Source organism: Gemmatimonadota bacterium (assembly GCA_022560615.1).
Classification (GTDB): Bacteria; Gemmatimonadota; Gemmatimonadetes; order Longimicrobiales; family Gaopeijiaceae; genus UBA1138.
In genome coordinates this window covers 1-17,116 of sequence record JADFSR010000033.1, presented here as the reverse complement: position 1 = coordinate 17,116, position 17,116 = coordinate 1, and the positions used below count along the sequence as shown (strand labels likewise).

The window sequence follows — 17,116 nt, the reverse complement described above, 5'->3', positions numbered from 1 at the left end:
CCTCATCGCCGCGGGGGCCATCGCTGTCTTCGCGGTTCCCGGGACCGCCCAAGCTCCCTCCCCCGAGTCCGTGCTGGGCTTCGCGCCGGGCGCCGACTTCCGCCTCGCGACCTACGAGCAGTCCATAGACTACTTCCAACGGCTGGCAGCGGCCTCGGATCGCATCACCATGGTGCGCACCGGGCGTACGTCGGAGGGGAGGGACTGGTGGATCGCGTTGATCTCGAGTCCTGAGAACCTCAGGGAGGTCGAGCGCTACCGGGCGATCGCGGACCAACTCGCGCACCCGGGTGAGCTGACCGACGAGGCGGCGCGGGCACTCGCGGTGCGCGGGAAAGCGATCGTCGACATCAACGGCGGACTGCACGCTTCGGAGGTCGCGGGCGCGCAGCATACGATCCAGCTCGCATACGAGCTGGTCACGAGCGAGGACGCTCGCGTCGCTGCGATCCGCGAAAACGTGATCACGGTTCTGTGGCCGTCACTCAACCCAGATGGCCAAACGATGATCGCCGACTGGTACTCCTCGAACGTCGGCACGCAGTACGAAGTCGCGCCCATGCCTTGGCTGTACCAGAAATACGTAGGGCACGACAACAACCGCGACGCCTACATGCTGAACATGGTGGAGTCGCGTGTGATCGCGCGGACGTGGCAAGAGTGGGATCCGCAGATCATCTACGTGCATCACCAGAGCTCGCCGTTTCCGACGCGCATCTGGTTACCGCCGTTCGCGGAGCCGATCGCCCGTTTCGCTCCACCGCTCATGTCGCGTACCGTGAACACCCTCGGCATGACGATCGCGCAGATGCTCGAGTCCCGCGGCATGCCCGGCGCCGTGCACATGGGTACCGGCTTCGACGCCTGGTATCCCGGCTACGTCGACTACATGCCGATGATGCAGAACCAGGCGGCGTTCTGGACGGAGACCGCGCTCTGGCGCTACGCGACGCCGCGCTTCTACACGCTCTCCGACTTCCCGGCGAACCGGCGCGGTCTCAGGGCGGAATCGCTCTATCCGAGCCCGTGGAAAGGCGGGTGGTGGCGCTTGGGCGACGCCGTCGACTACATGCGAGTGGCATCGCTGGCGGTTCTGGATTACGCCGCCAAGTACCGCGAGGACCTCCTGTTCAACCGGTACCAGTCGGGTCGCGACGTCATCCGGAAGTACACGACTTCGCCACCGTTCGCGTACTTCGTCCCCAAGTCGCAGCGCGACCCCGTGGGGCCCGTGGACCTCCTGCGCCGCCTTGCGTTCAACGGGCTACGGGTCTACGAGCTGACTTCCGACGTGACGCACGAAGGGATCACGCACCCTGCCGGCACGTGGGTGCTACCGCTCGACCAGGAGTTCGGCGAGCTCGCGCGCCAGGTCATGGAGGTGCAGAGCTATCCGGACCTGCGCGAGTATCCGGAGGGCCCGCCCGAGCAACCGTACGACGCGGCAGGTTGGACGCTTGCCTACCTGATGGACGTCGACGTCATCGAGGCGACGCAGCCCCTCGGCGAGGACGTGCGCGCGGCGATGCAGCCGCTCTCCGCCGAACCGACCGCGTGGGACGCGGAAGTCGTCGACGCTGCGGCGTTCGACGCCATCTCCGGAGTCGGTTTCGACACCGATGCGGTCGCCGCCGCAATCCGGCCGAGCCCCGGACGAGTCACAGGCTCGGGCTCGGCGCTACTGCTCGATCCCGCCCAGAACAACAGCTTTCGCGCGTTGAACGAAGCATGGCAGGCAGGAGCGACGGTCCGCTTCGCAGACGCTCGCTATGCGGTCTCCGGCCTCAGCGGAAGCGACGTGGACCGACTGGTGCGCGACCTCGCTCTGCAGGCGACACGCGGATCCGACAGCGGGACGCCACTCCCACAGGCACGGATCGGCCTCTACCGGCCGTGGTCCCCCAGCATGGACGAGGGCTGGACGCGCTGGCTCTTCGAAGAGCATGGTTTCTCCTTCGTCAACGTCCGCAACGCAGACGTGTACGCGGGCGACCTGCGAGATCGCTACGACGTGATCGTGCTGCCTTCGGAGCGGCCGGGTGGGCTGATGGACGGCTTCGCAAAGGGGTCGGCCCCACCCCGGTACGTCGGCGGGCTCGGTCAGGAGGGCGTGCGAGCACTCGACACGTTCGTGCGCGCGGGAGGCACGTTGGTGTGCATGAGCGCGGCGAGCGACCTGTGCATCGACGAGTTTCACCTGCCGGTGAGCAACGTCGTGGGTGGCCTCGACCGCGGCGAGTTTTTCTCGGCCGGCTCCATCTTCGAGGTCCGTATCGACACGGGTCATCCCGTCATGGCCGGCATGCCGGAACGCGGCAAGATCTTTTTCGACCGCAGTCCCGTCTTCACGACTGAAGAAGGCTTCGAGGGTGCTGTGATCGCGTCGTACGGGCCCGACGGCTCCCCGCTGCTCTCCGGTTATCTGCTCGGCGAGGAGCACCTGCAGGGTCAGGCCGCCGCAGTGGACGTCCGGCTCGGCGGAGGCCATGTGATCTTGCTGGGCTTCCGGCCTCAGTGGCGCGGCCAGCCGCGCGGCACCTTCCGGGTCCTCTTCAACGCGGTGCTCTTCCATGGCGCTCTGGCGGCCGAGACGACGGGTACCGAGGGCTTCTGGGAGAAGCCCGACCAGAAAGACGAAGACGAGGGGGAGGGAGACGGGAACGGGAACTGACGGCCCTGGCGAAACCCAGGGGGTATCGGTCTCTTCCAACCACCATGTAGCGGGAGCTTGGCATGACAGGCAGCGTCGAGGCGCAAGCGGAACTGGAGAGCGTTCTCAAGGACGAAATCATCCGCATGTACCAGGACGTCGCGGACAATCCAGAGGGCGAATTCCACTTCTTCCACGGGCGCCAGGCCGCGGAGATGTTCGCGTACGACGCGCACTCGCTCGACGAAGCGCCCGAGGGAGCCGTCGCGTCCTTTGCTGGCGTCGGCAATCCCCATTTGCGTAGCAACGTGCAGCCCGGGGAGACCGTGCTCGACTTGGGTAGCGGCGCGGGACTCGACGCGATCATCGCCGCGCGCAGCACGGGCCCCACCGGCAAAGTCATTGGCGTCGATCTCAATCCCTCGATGTGCTTGAAGGCACAGGCCCACGCCGCGGCGACCGGCTTGGAGATGGAGTGCCATGAAGGCCGCATGGAGAGCATCCCGCTGACGGACGAGTCCGTCGACGTGGTCATCTCCAACGGCGTCATCAATCTGTCATTCCAGAAGCGGAAAGTGGTCGAAGAGATGTTTCGGGTCCTCAAGCCGGGCGGGCGGATCTCGATCACGGACATCGTGAGCGCGAAGCAGCTGTCCCCCTCGATCGTGAACGACCCCAAGCTGTGGGCGGCGTGAATCGGAGGCGCTCTCCTGGAAGGAGAGATGTTCAGGCTGCTCGAAGAGTCTGGGTTCCAGCGCGTTCGTTCGGCGGTCGTACCGAACTTTCGGTTCCGCAAGACGGCGACGCAGAACTCGGCGGAAGCGTATGGGGTCAAAGCAGTGATGATGACGGCGGAGAAACCCAGCGGCGACTGAGGTGGAGGGAGGTAGGGACGCGTGGGGAGTCACACCACACCGGAAGGAATCGAATGAGAGCGATCGCTCAGAGTAGCCGGCCCCCGAGCCCCGCGGACCCCTCGAACTTCGTGCTGCCGGCCCAGATGCAGCGTTTGCTCGGCCCGGACGACGATCTTCCGGTACGTCTCTACCGGGTCACGTTCGACGAAGGCGCGCGAACCCACTGGCACACGCACGACGACGTTCAGCTACTCTTCGGCCTGAGCGGTCGATGCGTCGTCGCGAACCGCGACGGAGACGAGGCACTGCTCAAGCCCGGAGACGTCGTCGCCATCGATCCCGGTGAGGAGCACTGGCACGGTGCCGCCCCGGGCACCGACGGCGAACACCTCGCCATCAACGTGGGTCAGTCAACGACCTGGCTCGGCCTTTAGGCGACCGCCCGCTCGGTCCGGCTTGAGAGGCGCCGCCCTGGATGCATCTCAAGCCGGATGGCTCATTCGTGACCACATGTCTGATAGACCGGCCGACACATCCTGCATCGCCTGGATCGCGATCGCGTCGAGCCTCTGAGCCAGGCCGGGTCCGACGAGCCTCCGGAGGAAACGAGCCGGGTAGTCTAGGTCCCAGTCGAGGAACGCCTCCGGCCCCTTCTCGAGGTTCCCCAGAATCCGGATGACCAGGTACGAGTCGTCGAGCAAGCCGGCGAGACCCAGCGTCATCTCCGGAAGCAGATCCATCGGTTGCAGATAGTATTTCTCGGCGTGATCCAGCAGCGGGTTCACGACCGACCCGAGCCCCCGAGTCTGGGCCTCCTGACGCGCGCGGGCCAGGAAAATCGGGATCGACTCGATGATCTCAAGCGCGACGTCGGCAGCCTCCGCGACCTCGGACTCTTCGGACTCGGGTAGCGTCTTGGCGATGAACTTCCTGAGTGCCTCGATACCACCCCGAGCCTTGGCGCTCTCGATGACAGCAAGGATGTCCGGCAGCACGCCGGTGACCACCTGATCGTCTTTCGCTGCCTGATCGGGCTGCATGGAATTACTCTCCCCCCCCTCGATAGACCACCTCTCCACCTACGATGGTATACACTATTTCGGTGTTCGGGATCGCGTCCTCATCGATTGTCATTACATCCTGCGACAGAACGGTGATATCGGCGAACTTGCCCAGGGTGAGCGAACCCTTGATGTCCTCCTCGAACGCTCCGTACGCCGCGTTGATCGTATAGGACTCCAGAGCTTCGAGGCGGCTCATGCGCTGGTCCGCGAAGAAGACACCCCCGTTGTTCATCTTCCGGGAAACAGTGGCGTAGTAGCTCGCGATCGGGTCCACGTCTTCGACCGGCGCGTCGGTGCCGTTCACGATGAGCGCACCGCTCTCCATGAGCTTCTGCCAGACGTACGCACCCTCCCGCGTGCGCTGGCTTCCGAGCCTTGACTCGACCCAGGGCCCGTCTGATGTCGCGTGCACCCCCTGCATCGATGCGATCACTCCGAGGGCACCGAAGCGCGGGATGTCGTCGGGGTGCAAGTGCTGAGCGTGCTCTACGCGCCAGCGATAGTCGCCGTCGCCCTGGGCGGCATACGCCTCCTCGAAGATGTCGAGCGTCTCACGGTTCCCCCGATCCCCGATCGCGTGCACGTTGAGCTGATACCCGTGCTGCATCGCCAGGCGGGCGGTCTCTCTGATGTTCTCCGGCGTGGTCGTATTGAGTCCGGTGCTCGTCGGCAAATCGTCGTACGGCTCGAGCAGCCACGCGCCGTGCGAACCGAGCGCGCCGTCGATCGACTTCTTGATCGCGCGCACGGTGAGGCGTTCTCCGTACCCGACCATGCGATACGCAGCGAGATTCTCGCCTAAGGACTGGTTCCCGGCCCGAATCATCACCCAGAGGCGGATCTTCAGACTACCGTCATCCACCATCCCCTTCCAAAGATCGATGGTTCCAAAGCCGGAGCCGGCGTCCTGGAAGGACGTGATCCCTTTGGAGAACGCCTCTTCCTGCGCGAGAAGGGCCACGCGGCGCGCGTCCGGCGCGGCGCCTCCGCGGCGGGCCGGTCCGAGCAGCTCCGACGCGGTCTCCCGGAACGCGCCAATAGCGTTGCCACCGGCATCACGGACGATCTCTCCACCGTCCGGGTCCGCGGTGTTCCGATCGATCCCGGACAGCTCCATCGCCTTGGCGTTGGCGTACGTCGCGTGGCCGCTGGCGTGCGTGAGGATCACGGGGTTGTCCGGCGACACGGCGCTCAGCGATGTATGGAACGGGAGGCCGTCGACGTTCGGCTCGGGCCTCCGGTCCCACTTCTCCTGGTGCCATCCACGGCCCGTGATCACCTCCCCGGGCACGGCCTCGGCGACCGCCGCTTCCACGATCGCGACAACTTCATCCCAATTGGCGACTTCCATGAGATTGAGCTGCAGCGTCGAGCGCCCGACACCCATGTAGTGACCGTGGCCCTCGATGAATCCTGGAATCGCGAGTTTGCCATCGAGCTCGATAACCTCGGTGTCGTCACCGATGTAGTCGTCCATCTCGGCATCGGATCCGATCGCCACGATCCGCCCGTCGCGCGCGGCCAGCGCCTGGACTTCGGGCATCGCCTCGTCCACGGTGACGATCTTGCCATCGAGCAGCACGAGATCGGCGGCCTCGGGGGCCGGACCCGAGTCGCACGCAGCGACCGAGATCGTCAGCGCCGCGAGAAGGAATAGGTTGCGGGGGTGCGGAAATGATACCATCGGAACGCTCCTAGCGATGCGCAGCGGACGTCGACCAGAAGGGTGATCGGAAAGGGGGGCGGGCCGCCACCCGTGCTTACGCACGGGTCCCCGGGTGCCACGGCCCCAGGGGGCACCCGCGCATGGCGCGGGTCGCGGAGCTTCGAAGGCATAGCCGTCGCTACGTCGAGGAGCTCCAACGACGGAGATGGGGCCGTGCCACCGCAACCCACACACTCGTATGTTCATTTCATCCTGTTGTTGGGCACATGGCGGTTGCGCGGTTGATCCATCGTCTCTCCTCGTCGGACCACCGCCTTCGGCGGCGGTGCCCGCTCGGCTACGACTCCTCGTCGTTCCTTGCCTGAACGCGCGCAAGCACCATGTGCGCGGCCCACCCCCCTTTCCGATCACCCTTCTAGGCCTGTGACGGATGGCCAGACGGCCTCAAACTCAACGGGAGCAGTAGAATCGCTCCTGTGGATGCACTCGGCTAGGGTCCGGAGTCAGAAGTTCAGCGTAGAACCGAGGGGACCGGGGCACCGCCACGCTTGCCGCAGCGGCCCCGGACGCAGACCTTGCGAGATTGATCACACACGTTTCGGCCCCACAAAAGCCATGCCTCCCAACACACTTCGCCGGTTCTCGATTGTATTGGGCATCCTTTTCGGAGCCGCCGCGTCGCCTGCCGACGCCCAGGACGCTCCCAACCTCTGGCGCTCCCAACTCGAGTTCGGCTTCAACGGTTCCTCTGGCAACAGTTCTTTCGGGATTCTTCGCACAGGAGGATCATTAACCCGAATCCAGACAGACGTTTACGAGTTCGAGATCTCCGCCTTGGTGCGCTACGGGAAGAGCGAGGACCGCGTGATCGCGGACGACCGTCGAAGTACCATCAAGTTCGACTGGAAGCCCGTTTCGGACTTCTCGCCCTTCACCTACGTAACGGCGAGTCGAGACCGGATTCGGAAGCTCGACTTAAAGGCCACCGGCGGTGTCGGCGCGAAGTGGACCTTCTTCCGCGGCGCGCAAGCCAGGAGCAAGGCGTCGTTCAGCCTTGCCGGCATCCTCGACTACGAGGACTTCCGACTCGAAGCCGGCTCGACGGAAGAGGAGACGCAGACCAAGCTGCGCTGGAGCGCCCGGTTCAAGTTCGATCACGCGTTCGCGTCCGGCGCGACCTTCCAGCACGTCACGTTCTGGCAACCGCAGATCAACGGGTTCGGAGACTACGTCGTCGAGATGAGCAACTCCGTCTCGACGCGTCTCACGTCGACTCTGTCGCTAGCAATCCAGCACGAGTATCTGCACGACGAGATTCCCCCACCCGGGGCCGAGCCCAACGACCAGAAATTCTCCGTCGTGCTCCGAGTGAGCCTTTGACCGTTAGAGCTTCCCGATAATCCAGCTGAGTACGAGCCGGACGAGTCGTTTGAGGATCGTAATCATGCCGACTCCTACGGCGCGCACCGGTCCAGGGTTTCCCCCTCCTAAAGTCGTGCCCGGCGCAGCCGCAGACTGTTCATGACGACGCTGACCGAACTGAACGCCATCGCGAACGCCGCCAGAATCGGGTGGAGGGCTCGTAGCATCATCGGCAGGAACGCCAGCGAGTAGAGTGCCCCGGCCGCCACCGGGATCAGGATCACGTTGTAGAAGAACGCCCAAAACAGATTCTGTTCGATCGTACGCATCGTCGCCCGGCTCAGCGCGAAGGCCACCGGTACGGACCTCAGGTCCCCTCGCATGAGGATGACGTCCGCGGTTTCCATCGCGACGTCGGTGCCCGTCCCGATCGCGATTCCCACGTCGGCCTGCGCGAGCGCCGGCGCGTCATTGATGCCGTCACCGACCATCGCCACCACGGCGTTCTCCTGCAGCTCCCGGATCGCCCCGACTTTGTGCTCTGGAAGGAGCTCGGCGCGCACGTCGGTGATTCCGACCTCTTCGGCGATGGCTCGAGCCGTCGCCTTCCGGTCTCCGGTCAACATCACCACACGGAGGCCGGCATCCTGGAGCTCGCGCACTGCGTCCCTGGAGCCCTCTTTGACGGAGTCGGCGACCGCGATCAGGCCGAGCACTCTCTCGTCCGTGGCGATCCAGAGCGGCGTTTGCGCGTCGGACTCGATGCGCGCCGCCGCGTCGGCCAAGGAGGACGTCTCGACGCCGTGCTCCTCCAGGAAGGATCGGGTCCCGACCAGGATACCAGCGCCATCGACCGATGCCGTCACACCTCGGCCCGCCAGCGCCTCGAACCGCTCAGGCTCCGAGAGCGTCAGATCCCGACGCCTCGCCTCGACGAGGACGGCCTCCGCCAGAGGGTGTTCGCTTCTCATCTCCGCGGAGGCGGCAAGGCGCAATAGTCTCGCCTCGTCGCCATCGACCGCAGCAACGTCGCGCACGACCGGCTCGCCACGAGTGATCGTGCCGGTCTTGTCGAGCACGACAACACTCACCTGCTTGGCTCGCTCGAGCGCTTCCGAGCTCCTAAAGAGGATGCCCAGTCGGGCGCCGCGCCCCGTCCCGACCATCACCGCTGTCGGCGTGGCGAGCCCGAGCGCACAGGGGCACGCGATCACGAGCACCGCCACGAGGCGGATCAACGCATCCGTAAAGCCGGCTCCTACGACCAACCACCATAGCAAGAAGGTGGCTAACGCTAGCGCGATCACCACGGGCACGAAGATGCCCGCAACCTGGTCCGCGAGTCTCTGGATTGGCGCCTTGCTACCCTGAGCCTCGCGCACCAGGCGGATCACCTGAGCGAGCGCGGTCTCGGCCCCGACCTTCGTCGCGCGGAAGCGAAACGACCCCGAACGGTTCATGGTCGCCCCGATCACCTCGTCCCCCGGCTCCTTGTCGACGGGCATGCTCTCTCCGGTGAGCATGCTCTCATCCACGGACGACCGCCCGTCGAGCAGCACACCGTCCACCGGTACCCGCTCTCCGGGCCGGACCACCACGACGTCACCCACTTCGACCTGGTCCAGCGGGATGTCCCGCTCTTCGTCGCCCCGGACGACGCGTGCCGTGTCGGGCCGAAGACTCATGAGCTCTCGTATCGCCTCGCCCGTCTCTCCCTTTGCGCGGACCTCGAGCAGCTTGCCGAGCTTGATGAGCGTGATGATGAGCGCGGCGGTCTCGAAGTAGACGTGCTCGCCGAAGCCGACGCTTCCGACGCTGAGCGCGAATGCCACGACAACGGAGTAGGCGAACGCGACGGACGAGCCCAGAGCGACCAGCACGTCCATGTTCGCCGATCCGTTCCGTAGCGATTTCCAGCTTCCGACGTAATAGTCCCAGCCCACGTAGAACTGCACCGGCGCCGCGAGGGCGAACATGAGCCAGTTCACCCACGTCGCGTGCGCCCAGGCGCCGAGCCACGAGAAGTCCCGGGCCATGCTGAGTGCGAAGAGGGGGCCGGCGAACACAACTCCGGTCCAAAACATGCGTGTCTGCTTGCGCAGTTCGGCGTACCGGGCCTCGGCCTCCGCGTCGTCGAGATCCGACTCGTCAGCCTGAACCACGCCGTAGCCGACGCGCTCGACGGCTGCTGCCAGCTCGTCCACACCGAGCGTCGACGAGTCAACGTGCACAGTTGCCCGCTCGGTCGCGTAGTTGACCGATACCTCCGTCACCCCTTCGGTCTTTCGCAGCGCGCGCTCTACGGTCGCCGCACAGTTCGCGCAGGTCATGCCCGTGATGGGCAGGACGACCTCACGCTCCTTCACGGCTTCAGGCGTCATCGTGCGCCTTCTAGGCGAGGGGAGGGTAGTCGATCTCTGTCATCAGATCTTCGATCACGACCCAGTCCGTCGTCTCCGGGTCCCACGTGATCGTCACGTTCCTCGAGGTCTGCTCGGCCTTCACGTCGGAGACGCCATCCATTTCCGAGACCTCGCGCTCGATGGTCGTCACGCAGTGCCCACAGCTGATGTTGGGCACGTTCACGGTCTTGCTAGTCATTTTTTCTCCTCAGAAGGTCGGTTCACGCCTTGCCGGTCGCCTCGAACACTTGAATCAGCTCACCGAGTACCTGCTCCTTTTCCGCGTCGTCTGTACCCTGGATCGCCCTCGTCACGCAGTGATGGAGATGATGGTCGAGTAGGAGGCCGCTGACCTTCTTCAGAGCCCGCTGGATGGCGAGTACTTGATTCACGACATCAATGCAGTACACGCCCTCCTCGACCATGCGCTCGACACCTCTCACGTGGCCCTCGACGCTCTTGAGCCGCCGTAGGATGTCGACCTGTCTCTCATCGCTCATGCGAAGACTCCCTGCTGAACTCGGAGCTGACCCTACCCCCCTGGGGGGGGATGTCATGAAAGGTAGCCGTGACTGAAAGCATGTCAATCAGTCCTTGTGGCGTGCCACCCGACCGGGCACCTTCCCGCCATGTCACTCAAATCGTCGATCAAGACCGTTCTGACGCTCGGGAAAGGCGTCGCGAGCGGCCTTCCGGAAGCCGCTTCGGACATGGACCCGATCGAGCTGTTCGGTCAGTGGTTTCATGCCGCTGAGGAGTCCGGCATCCTGCTACCGGAATCGGTCGCGCTCGCCACGGCGACGAAGGACGGCAGGCCCTCTGTGCGCATGGTCTTGCTCAAGGACGTGGACGAGCGCGGGTTCGTATTCTACACCAACTACGGCAGCCCGAAGGCCACCGAGTTGGACGCCAACCCTTACGCCGCGCTGTGCTTCCACTGGGCCGTCCTGCACCGCCAGGCACGAGTGGCGGGGACCGTGGAACGTGTCTCTGAAGAAGAGAACGCCGACTACTTCGCTTCCCGTCCGAAACGGACTCGCCTCGGCGCGTGGGCGTCGAAGCAGAGTGAGCCCCTGAGTGGGCGCGAGGAGCTGGAGACGCGCTTCCGCGAGGTCCAGGAGAGGTTCCCTGGAGACGACGTCCCGCTGCCGTCGTTCTGGGGAGGATACCGGCTAAACCCGGACCGGATCGAATTCTGGCAGGGGCGCGCCGACCGCTTGCACGACCGCCTCGTGTTCACGCGGTCTGAGGGCGGTTGGGACACGGCGCGGCTCTACCCATGAACCCTCAGCGGGCACGCTGCACGTCGCACATGCTATTGACGCCATTGCTCCTGGGCCGGCTCGTCGAGTCGATGACGAGCAGCAAAGTCTGTCCCGGCTCGACGAAGACGGTTCTGGTCACACAGCGCTGGCCCGCGAGAAGATCGACCTCGAAGTGGATCTGATCCGAGTTTACCAACGGCATCCTGAACTCTCCGTCGCTCGCGCCCTGAACCCGACCCAGACGCCTCCGACTCCCTAGCCTGACGGCGTAGACGGTGCCCTGGTTGAAGTTGGAGTTTCGGACCCGAATGCGAATCTCGCTCGCGCGATCGCCCGATCGTGAGCCCGCAGACGAACCCTGGAAGGGGTCGCGGCCGATCGAACGCCCACCCGCGGCGCATGCAGCCGAGGCGATCACCACTGAGCAAACCACTGCGGCCAATCCCAGCCGGTTGCAACGAGTGAAGCAGGTCATGGAAACCTCCAGGTGTGTGTTCTTCTAGCAGCGCGGCAGTGGTGGAACTTGGGCCCGGCATCGGCGGAGCGCGACCTGGGTCGCCCACGCTTACGAAAAGAGCTCGGTGGTGCCTCGCCGGGCGGGGTCACATCTTGAACCAAAATCTCGACCGGAAGGAGGATCACGGTGGCCGGTAGGCAGTACTTCACGCGAAACACTTTCCAGTTCTTGTCGGAGCTGGCGGACAACAACGACCGCGAGTGGTTCGCCGAGAACAAACATCGATACGACGCCGACGTCAAAGACGCCTCGCTCGGTTTCATCGAGGACTTCGCCGCCCACCTGGAGAAGCTCAGTCCGCACTTCATGGCGACGCCCCGCTCGCTCTTCCGCATCTACCGGGACGTGAGGTTTTCGAAAGACAAGAGCCCCTACAAGACGCACGCCGGTATCCACTTCCGGCACGAGCAGAGCAAGAACGCACACGCCCCCGGGTACTACCTGCACCTCGAGCCCGGCTCCATCTTCGCGGGCATGGGGATCTGGCACCCCGAGTCGAAGGCGCTGCGCGCGATCCGCGAGCACATCGTCGCAGAGCCCGCAGCGTGGAAGAGGGCCTCGCGCGGCAAGAAATTCAGGGATACCGTGGAGCTCGAAGGGGATCGGTTGAGTCGCCCTCCCAATGGTTTCGACCCCGAGCATCCGCTCATCGAGGATCTGAAATGGAAGGACTTCATCGGTGTGAAGCGCCTGTCGCGATCGTTCGCAACGAGCGCCGATCTGCCGAAGGAACTCGCCAAGGTATTCAAGACCGCTACGCCCTTCATGCGTTTCCTGTGCGGCGCACTCGGAGTGCCCTTCTAGAAGGGCGCACGTGAGCTCCGGCCTTCAGGCGGCACTCGCGCTCTTTCCGATCGCCCTGGGTGGGGTCCTGCTCGTCGGATTCCGCGTGCCCGCCAAGAAGGCCATGCCCGCCGCGTATGTCGCTGCGGTGGCCGTAGCGCTTTGGGCGTGGCAGATGGTGCCGTCGCGGGTCATCGCGGCGTCGATCCAAGGCCTCTTCCTGAGCTTCGACCTGCTCTTCATCATCTTCGGCGCCATCCTGCTGCTGCACACCCTCGAGCGATCCGGGGGCGTCGGCGCAATCCGCCGAAGCTTCCACGGCATAAGCGACGACCGGCGGGTCCAGGTCGTGATCGTTGCGTGGCTCTTCGGCTCGTTCATCGAGGGCGCGGCCGGCTTCGGCACCCCGGCAGCGGTGGCGGCTCCCCTGCTCGTCGCACTCGGCTTCCCAGCGGCCACAGCCGTGATGCTCGGCATGATGGTGCAGAGCACGGCGGTCACGTTCGGCGCCGTCGGCACTCCGATCCTGGTAGGCGTGCAAGGCGGTCTGGGCGGGGAGGCGTTCTCTGCCGACCTAGCCGCGGTCGGCATGACCATGACCGACTTTCTCAGGGCCGTCACGGCAAAATCGGTGTTGTTGCACGCGACGGCGGGAGTGCTCATGCCGACCTGGATGGTCGTCATGATGACGCGCTTCTTCGGCAAGAACAAATCGTGGTCCGAAGGCCTGTCGATTCTGCCTTTCACGCTGCTGGGAGGGCTCGCGTTCACGGTGCCCTACGTGCTCTTCGGCACCTTCTTGGGACCCGAGTTTCCCTCTCTGCTCGGGGCGCCGGTCGGCCTGGCGATCGTGGTGACCATCGCCCGCAAGGGTTGGTTGTTGCCGCAGGACACATGGGACTTCCCCGACCGAGCGTCCTGGGAAGACGAGTGGGTCAGCGGCCTCGAAGAGGAGCTCGCCGACGTGCCTGAGGGCGAGAACATCCCCGCGGTCGTGGCGTGGGCGCCCTATGCGATCCTCGGGGGGCTGCTCGTGCTGACCCGACTGCCTGCGTTGCCCATAGGTGAGTGGCTACGCGCGGTCGACGTCGAGTGGGCGAATATCCTCGGGTCGGGCATCACCGCGACCACGACTCCGCTGTATCTGCCTGGCTTCGTTCTGCTCGTCGTCGTGGCAATCACCGCGCTGCTGCACAGGATGAAGGGTAGCGACGTCGTCGACGCGGTGCGCTCGTCGAGCAAGGTGCTTCTGGGCGCGGGCATCGTGCTCGTGTTCACGGTTCCGATGGTCCGGGTCTACATCAATTCCGACGTGAACGGTGCCGACATGCTCTCGATGCCGCTCGCCATGGCGGATTGGGTCGCGGGCAACGTGGGTCAAGTCTGGCCATTCTTCGCCGGTTTCACCGGAGCGCTCGGCGCCTTCATCGCCGGCTCGAATACCGTCAGCAACCTGATGTTCTCCGCTTTCCAGTACGGCGTGGCGGAGCGTCTGGCGATGTCGACCGTGATGATCGTTTCGTTGCAGGCCGTCGGCGCAGCAGCGGGCAACATGATCGCGATCCACAACGTCGTGGCGGCCTCGGCGACCGTTGGCCTACTAGGAAAGGAAGGAGCGACGCTCCGCAAGACCGTGCTGCCCACCATCTACTATTTGCTGGTGGTCGGCGTCCTGGGGCTCATCGCCGTACACTGGCTCGGCGTGAGCGACCCCTTGATGGGGTCTGGCTGACATCCACTCCGGTGGGGCGGGGCGGGGCTTGGTGCATGGCTCCTGATCTAGCTTCGTGGCTTTCGTCTCGAGAGCAACTCGGCGAAGTCTTGCGGGGCTTACTCTTCAAGCCTACATAACAGCCGATTTGCCTCGCAAGGAGGTGTACGAATCCCGGATACGCGCCTTGGTCTGCGCGAGAATGGGGCCCAGGTCGCTCTACTTCTTGTCACTGTAGCGTTCATCGGGGCCGTGGTTGGCGTCGAACGGTCCGTCCTTCCGCTTCTCGCCGCGGCAGAATTCGGGCTCACGTCCGCGACCGCTGCGATCAGCTTTCTGATCGCTTTTGGCCTTGCCAAGGCCGTGGCGAACTTTCTCGCGGGCGATCTTGCAGGGCAGATCGGACGCAGGCGCATACTACTGGCCGCCTGGGGATTTGGTATTCCGGTGCCGCTCCTTCTCATGTGGGCGCCATCGTGGGGTTGGATTGTGTTCGCCAACCTGCTACTCGGCATGAACCAGGGACTCGCATGGTCGACCACACAGATCATGACAATCGATCTCGTGGGACCGAGGCGGCGCGGGTTGGCGATGGGCTTGAACGAATGTGCTGGGTACCTGGCGGTTGCCGCTGCGGCCCTCGGGGCCGGGTATCTCGCGGACGCGTACGGGCCGCGACCCGCTCCATATCTGATCGCCCTGGGCGCGGCGCTGCTCGGGTTGGCGGTGACGTTCTTCGGGGTTCGCGATACCGAACACTACGTCGAGCTCGAAAGAGAGATCGTGAAAACGAACGCGGCGCGCGGGGCGCCTGAACTCGCGTCCGGTTGGGCAGCGGGAATAGGGCACGGAAGCCGGACCCACAAACCCCTCTTCGCCGCTAACCAAGCGGGGTTGCTCACCAACCTCAAAGAGGGCGTGGCTTGGGGACTCCTACCTGTCTTTTTTGCCCGGCAGGGACTCGATTTGAGACAGATCGCATGGCTGGCCGCGCTATACCCGGCGGTTTGGGGGCTCACGCAACTCGGCACGGGCACGCTGTCAGACTTGATCGGACGCCGCCCCCTGATCGTGGGAGGGCTGCTGCTTCAAGCAGTGGCGCTGGTCGGGTTCGCGAGCCTGAGTGGATTCATCCCCTGGGCGGCTTCGGCTGTCGCGCTGGGTATTGGCACGGCCGCGGTCTACCCGACCCTCATTGCTCAGGTGGGTGACCTCGTCAGCCCGCAGACGCGGGCGAGCGCCATCGGCCGCTACCGCCTGTGGCGTGACCTTGGATACGCCGTTGGCGCGTTGTTCGCTGGACTGCTGACGGATCTTCTGGACTTTCGCACCACGATATTGATCATAGCGCTCCTACTGGTCGGCTCAGCCTGGATAGCCCGCGTCTTCCTTCCGGCCCACAGGCGGCTCGCGTTAGGTGCCTATCGACCGGCATCGCGAGCGCGGGCGCCATGATGAGTGGATCGAAATCAGCAGACACCACCACCAACTTTACACCGGATAGGCGAGGATCTAGTGTCCTGACCCCTGGGTGGTGACGGAGACCGAGATGCGATTCGAAGCCCTTTCGAACGGGAGCAGCAGATGCCTGACGGGACGAACGAGCAGAAAATTAGGGTGCTGACCGGCGGTCCGTACCGGGTGGAAGGAGGGGTGCCCCTCATTGATCACGAGGGCACCGGGATCGAGGCACCCGCGGCCTACTCCCTCTGCCGCTGTGGGGGATCGAAAAACAAGCCGTTTTGTGATGGGACCCACAATAGCAACAACTTCAACGGTCAGGAATTTGCCAGCAAAGACACCGCGGCGGACCGGGCGGAGAGCTACGTGGGCGAGAGCGTCACGATTCACGACGACCGCAGCCGCTGCTCTCACGCCGGCCTGTGCGGGGACAATCTGAGCGAAGTGTTCAGGTCCGGCGTAGAGCCGTGGATCGATGTAAACGGTGCGCAGGCGGAGGAGATCATCCGTGTGGTGAGCGCGTGTCCGTCAGGCGCTCTGAGCTACTCGCTGACGGACTCCGCCGAGCCCGTGGAGAGCCCTCAGGGGCCCAGTGTCACTGTGGCGAGGGACGCGCCCTACATCGTACGCGCTGTGTTGGTGGTGGCGGGCGATGGCGAGGAGTACGATTTCCGTGAGCGCCAGACTCTTTGCCGCTGCGGCGGATCCCGCAATAAACCGTTCTGCGACGGGTCGCACTGGTACATGGGATTCAAGCACGAGATGGGGTACGACAAGAGCTTTTCACCGAGCGACTCGGCTGGCGGCTGACCACCGTTGAGAGGGCTCTCACGCTCCCGAAGCACATCGAACGGAAGGGCGGCGGGTAGACCAAATACGCGTCGTGAAACGACGCGTCAGACTGGCGCGCCCATCCCGACGCGGACAGTCTGTCCGGTCAATTCGTCCGATGCCGCCAAGCTGTCCGCCTCCTTTCGGCCTTATACCGGCGCACTTCCTTACCGTAAGTCGCTCCAACATATGGGGTTGTAGAATCTAGCTCCGTTTGGCACCGCGCTTGCGCTTTATGAGGGTCGACAAAGCACATGGGCTTGCCGGGCGCCACACCTGAGGATGCATCCGTCCGAATGTCGCTCCACTTGAGCAAAGGCTACCACGAGGCTCGCGAGCTGGTTCTCGCGGATCCCGAGCGGGCGTACTTGGAGCATGCCATTAGGGACGCGCGGCAACATCTCCAGCGCGGCTCGGAACGCCGGTGTAGACCGGACGACGCTCTATCGACTGATGGAGAAGCACGGAACCCAGCGCACCAACCCACTCCCTGAGCCGGACTGATGCTCGCAGACATCCCCGAGCTGAATACGGTCGACGAGCACCG

The 17,116-nt window shown here is 64.6% G+C and carries 16 protein-coding genes; 10 read left to right on the top strand and 6 right to left on the bottom strand.

Annotated features, from left to right (window positions below):
• Positions 1–4 precede the first annotated feature (4 nt).
• The 4 genes from IIB36_15720 to IIB36_15705 all read left to right on the top strand — a co-directional run bounded on the left by IIB36_15720 (position 5) and on the right by IIB36_15705 (position 3,941).
• The gene (locus IIB36_15720; GenBank protein ID MCH7533184.1) at positions 5–2,671 is read left to right on the top strand and encodes a hypothetical protein; all 2,667 of its coding nucleotides are present in this window, start codon (positions 5–7) and stop codon (positions 2,669–2,671) included.
• Positions 2,672–2,733: 62 nt separating this feature from the next.
• On the top strand, positions 2,734–3,345 hold the full coding sequence (locus IIB36_15715; protein MCH7533183.1) for a methyltransferase domain-containing protein: 612 nt from the start codon (positions 2,734–2,736) through the stop codon (positions 3,343–3,345).
• Positions 3,346–3,372: 27 nt separating this feature from the next.
• A complete protein-coding gene (locus tag IIB36_15710; GenBank protein ID MCH7533182.1) occupies positions 3,373–3,525 on the top strand; it encodes a hypothetical protein in 153 nt (50 codons plus the stop codon).
• A gap of 53 nt (positions 3,526–3,578) precedes the next feature.
• Positions 3,579–3,941 carry a cupin domain-containing protein gene (locus IIB36_15705; protein ID MCH7533181.1) on the top strand — a complete coding sequence of 121 codons (363 nt, stop codon included), beginning with the start codon at positions 3,579–3,581 and terminating at the stop codon, positions 3,939–3,941.
• A 48-nt stretch (positions 3,942–3,989) separates the two neighbouring features.
• Here IIB36_15705 and IIB36_15700 read toward each other — a convergent pair whose 3' ends face one another.
• Positions 3,990–4,547 (bottom strand): hypothetical protein, encoded by a 558-nt coding sequence (locus IIB36_15700; protein MCH7533180.1) that lies wholly within the window; start codon positions 4,545–4,547, stop codon positions 3,990–3,992.
• A 4-nt stretch (positions 4,548–4,551) separates the two neighbouring features.
• Positions 4,552–6,255: an amidohydrolase gene (locus IIB36_15695; protein ID MCH7533179.1), complete on the bottom strand. Its 1,704-nt coding sequence runs from the start codon at positions 6,253–6,255 to the stop codon at positions 4,552–4,554.
• 597 nt (positions 6,256–6,852) lie between these two features.
• Here IIB36_15695 and IIB36_15690 point away from each other — a divergent pair.
• Positions 6,853–7,617 carry a DUF481 domain-containing protein gene (locus tag IIB36_15690; protein MCH7533178.1) on the top strand — a complete coding sequence of 255 codons (765 nt, stop codon included), beginning with the start codon at positions 6,853–6,855 and terminating at the stop codon, positions 7,615–7,617.
• 107 nt (positions 7,618–7,724) lie between these two features.
• On the opposite strand, the gene IIB36_15685 is transcribed toward IIB36_15690, so the two are convergent.
• Genes IIB36_15685 through IIB36_15675 form a run of 3 tightly spaced genes read right to left on the bottom strand, consistent with a single transcriptional unit; the run spans position 7,725 to position 10,501 of the window.
• Complete coding sequence (locus IIB36_15685; GenBank protein ID MCH7533177.1) at positions 7,725–9,980, bottom strand: copper-translocating P-type ATPase; 2,256 nt, start codon at positions 9,978–9,980, stop codon at positions 7,725–7,727.
• A gap of 10 nt (positions 9,981–9,990) precedes the next feature.
• The gene (locus IIB36_15680; GenBank protein MCH7533176.1) at positions 9,991–10,200 is read right to left on the bottom strand and encodes a heavy-metal-associated domain-containing protein; all 210 of its coding nucleotides are present in this window, start codon (positions 10,198–10,200) and stop codon (positions 9,991–9,993) included.
• Positions 10,201–10,222: 22 nt separating this feature from the next.
• Positions 10,223–10,501 carry a metal-sensing transcriptional repressor gene (locus IIB36_15675; GenBank protein ID MCH7533175.1) on the bottom strand — a complete coding sequence of 93 codons (279 nt, stop codon included), beginning with the start codon at positions 10,499–10,501 and terminating at the stop codon, positions 10,223–10,225.
• A 129-nt stretch (positions 10,502–10,630) separates the two neighbouring features.
• Here IIB36_15675 and pdxH point away from each other — a divergent pair, with 129 nt between their 5' ends.
• On the top strand, positions 10,631–11,284 hold the full coding sequence (gene pdxH / locus IIB36_15670) for a pyridoxamine 5'-phosphate oxidase (protein ID MCH7533174.1): 654 nt from the start codon (positions 10,631–10,633) through the stop codon (positions 11,282–11,284).
• A gap of 4 nt (positions 11,285–11,288) precedes the next feature.
• Here pdxH and IIB36_15665 read toward each other — a convergent pair whose 3' ends face one another.
• Positions 11,289–11,741, bottom strand: coding sequence for a hypothetical protein (locus tag IIB36_15665; GenBank protein MCH7533173.1), 453 nt, complete (start codon positions 11,739–11,741; stop codon positions 11,289–11,291).
• 162 nt (positions 11,742–11,903) lie between these two features.
• Here IIB36_15665 and IIB36_15660 point away from each other — a divergent pair, with 162 nt between their 5' ends.
• The 4 genes from IIB36_15660 to IIB36_15645 all read left to right on the top strand — a co-directional run bounded on the left by IIB36_15660 (position 11,904) and on the right by IIB36_15645 (position 16,548).
• Entirely contained in the window at positions 11,904–12,587 is a 684-nt protein-coding gene (locus tag IIB36_15660) for a DUF2461 domain-containing protein (protein MCH7533172.1), read from the top strand.
• Positions 12,588–12,597: 10 nt separating this feature from the next.
• Positions 12,598–14,298 carry an L-lactate permease gene (locus IIB36_15655; protein MCH7533171.1) on the top strand — a complete coding sequence of 567 codons (1,701 nt, stop codon included), beginning with the start codon at positions 12,598–12,600 and terminating at the stop codon, positions 14,296–14,298.
• Between the two features lie 231 nt (positions 14,299–14,529).
• Positions 14,530–15,732 (top strand): MFS transporter, encoded by a 1,203-nt coding sequence (locus IIB36_15650; protein ID MCH7533170.1) that lies wholly within the window; start codon positions 14,530–14,532, stop codon positions 15,730–15,732.
• A 129-nt stretch (positions 15,733–15,861) separates the two neighbouring features.
• Positions 15,862–16,548 (top strand): CDGSH iron-sulfur domain-containing protein, encoded by a 687-nt coding sequence (locus tag IIB36_15645; GenBank protein MCH7533169.1) that lies wholly within the window; start codon positions 15,862–15,864, stop codon positions 16,546–16,548.
• Positions 16,549–17,116: the final 568 nt, after the last annotated feature.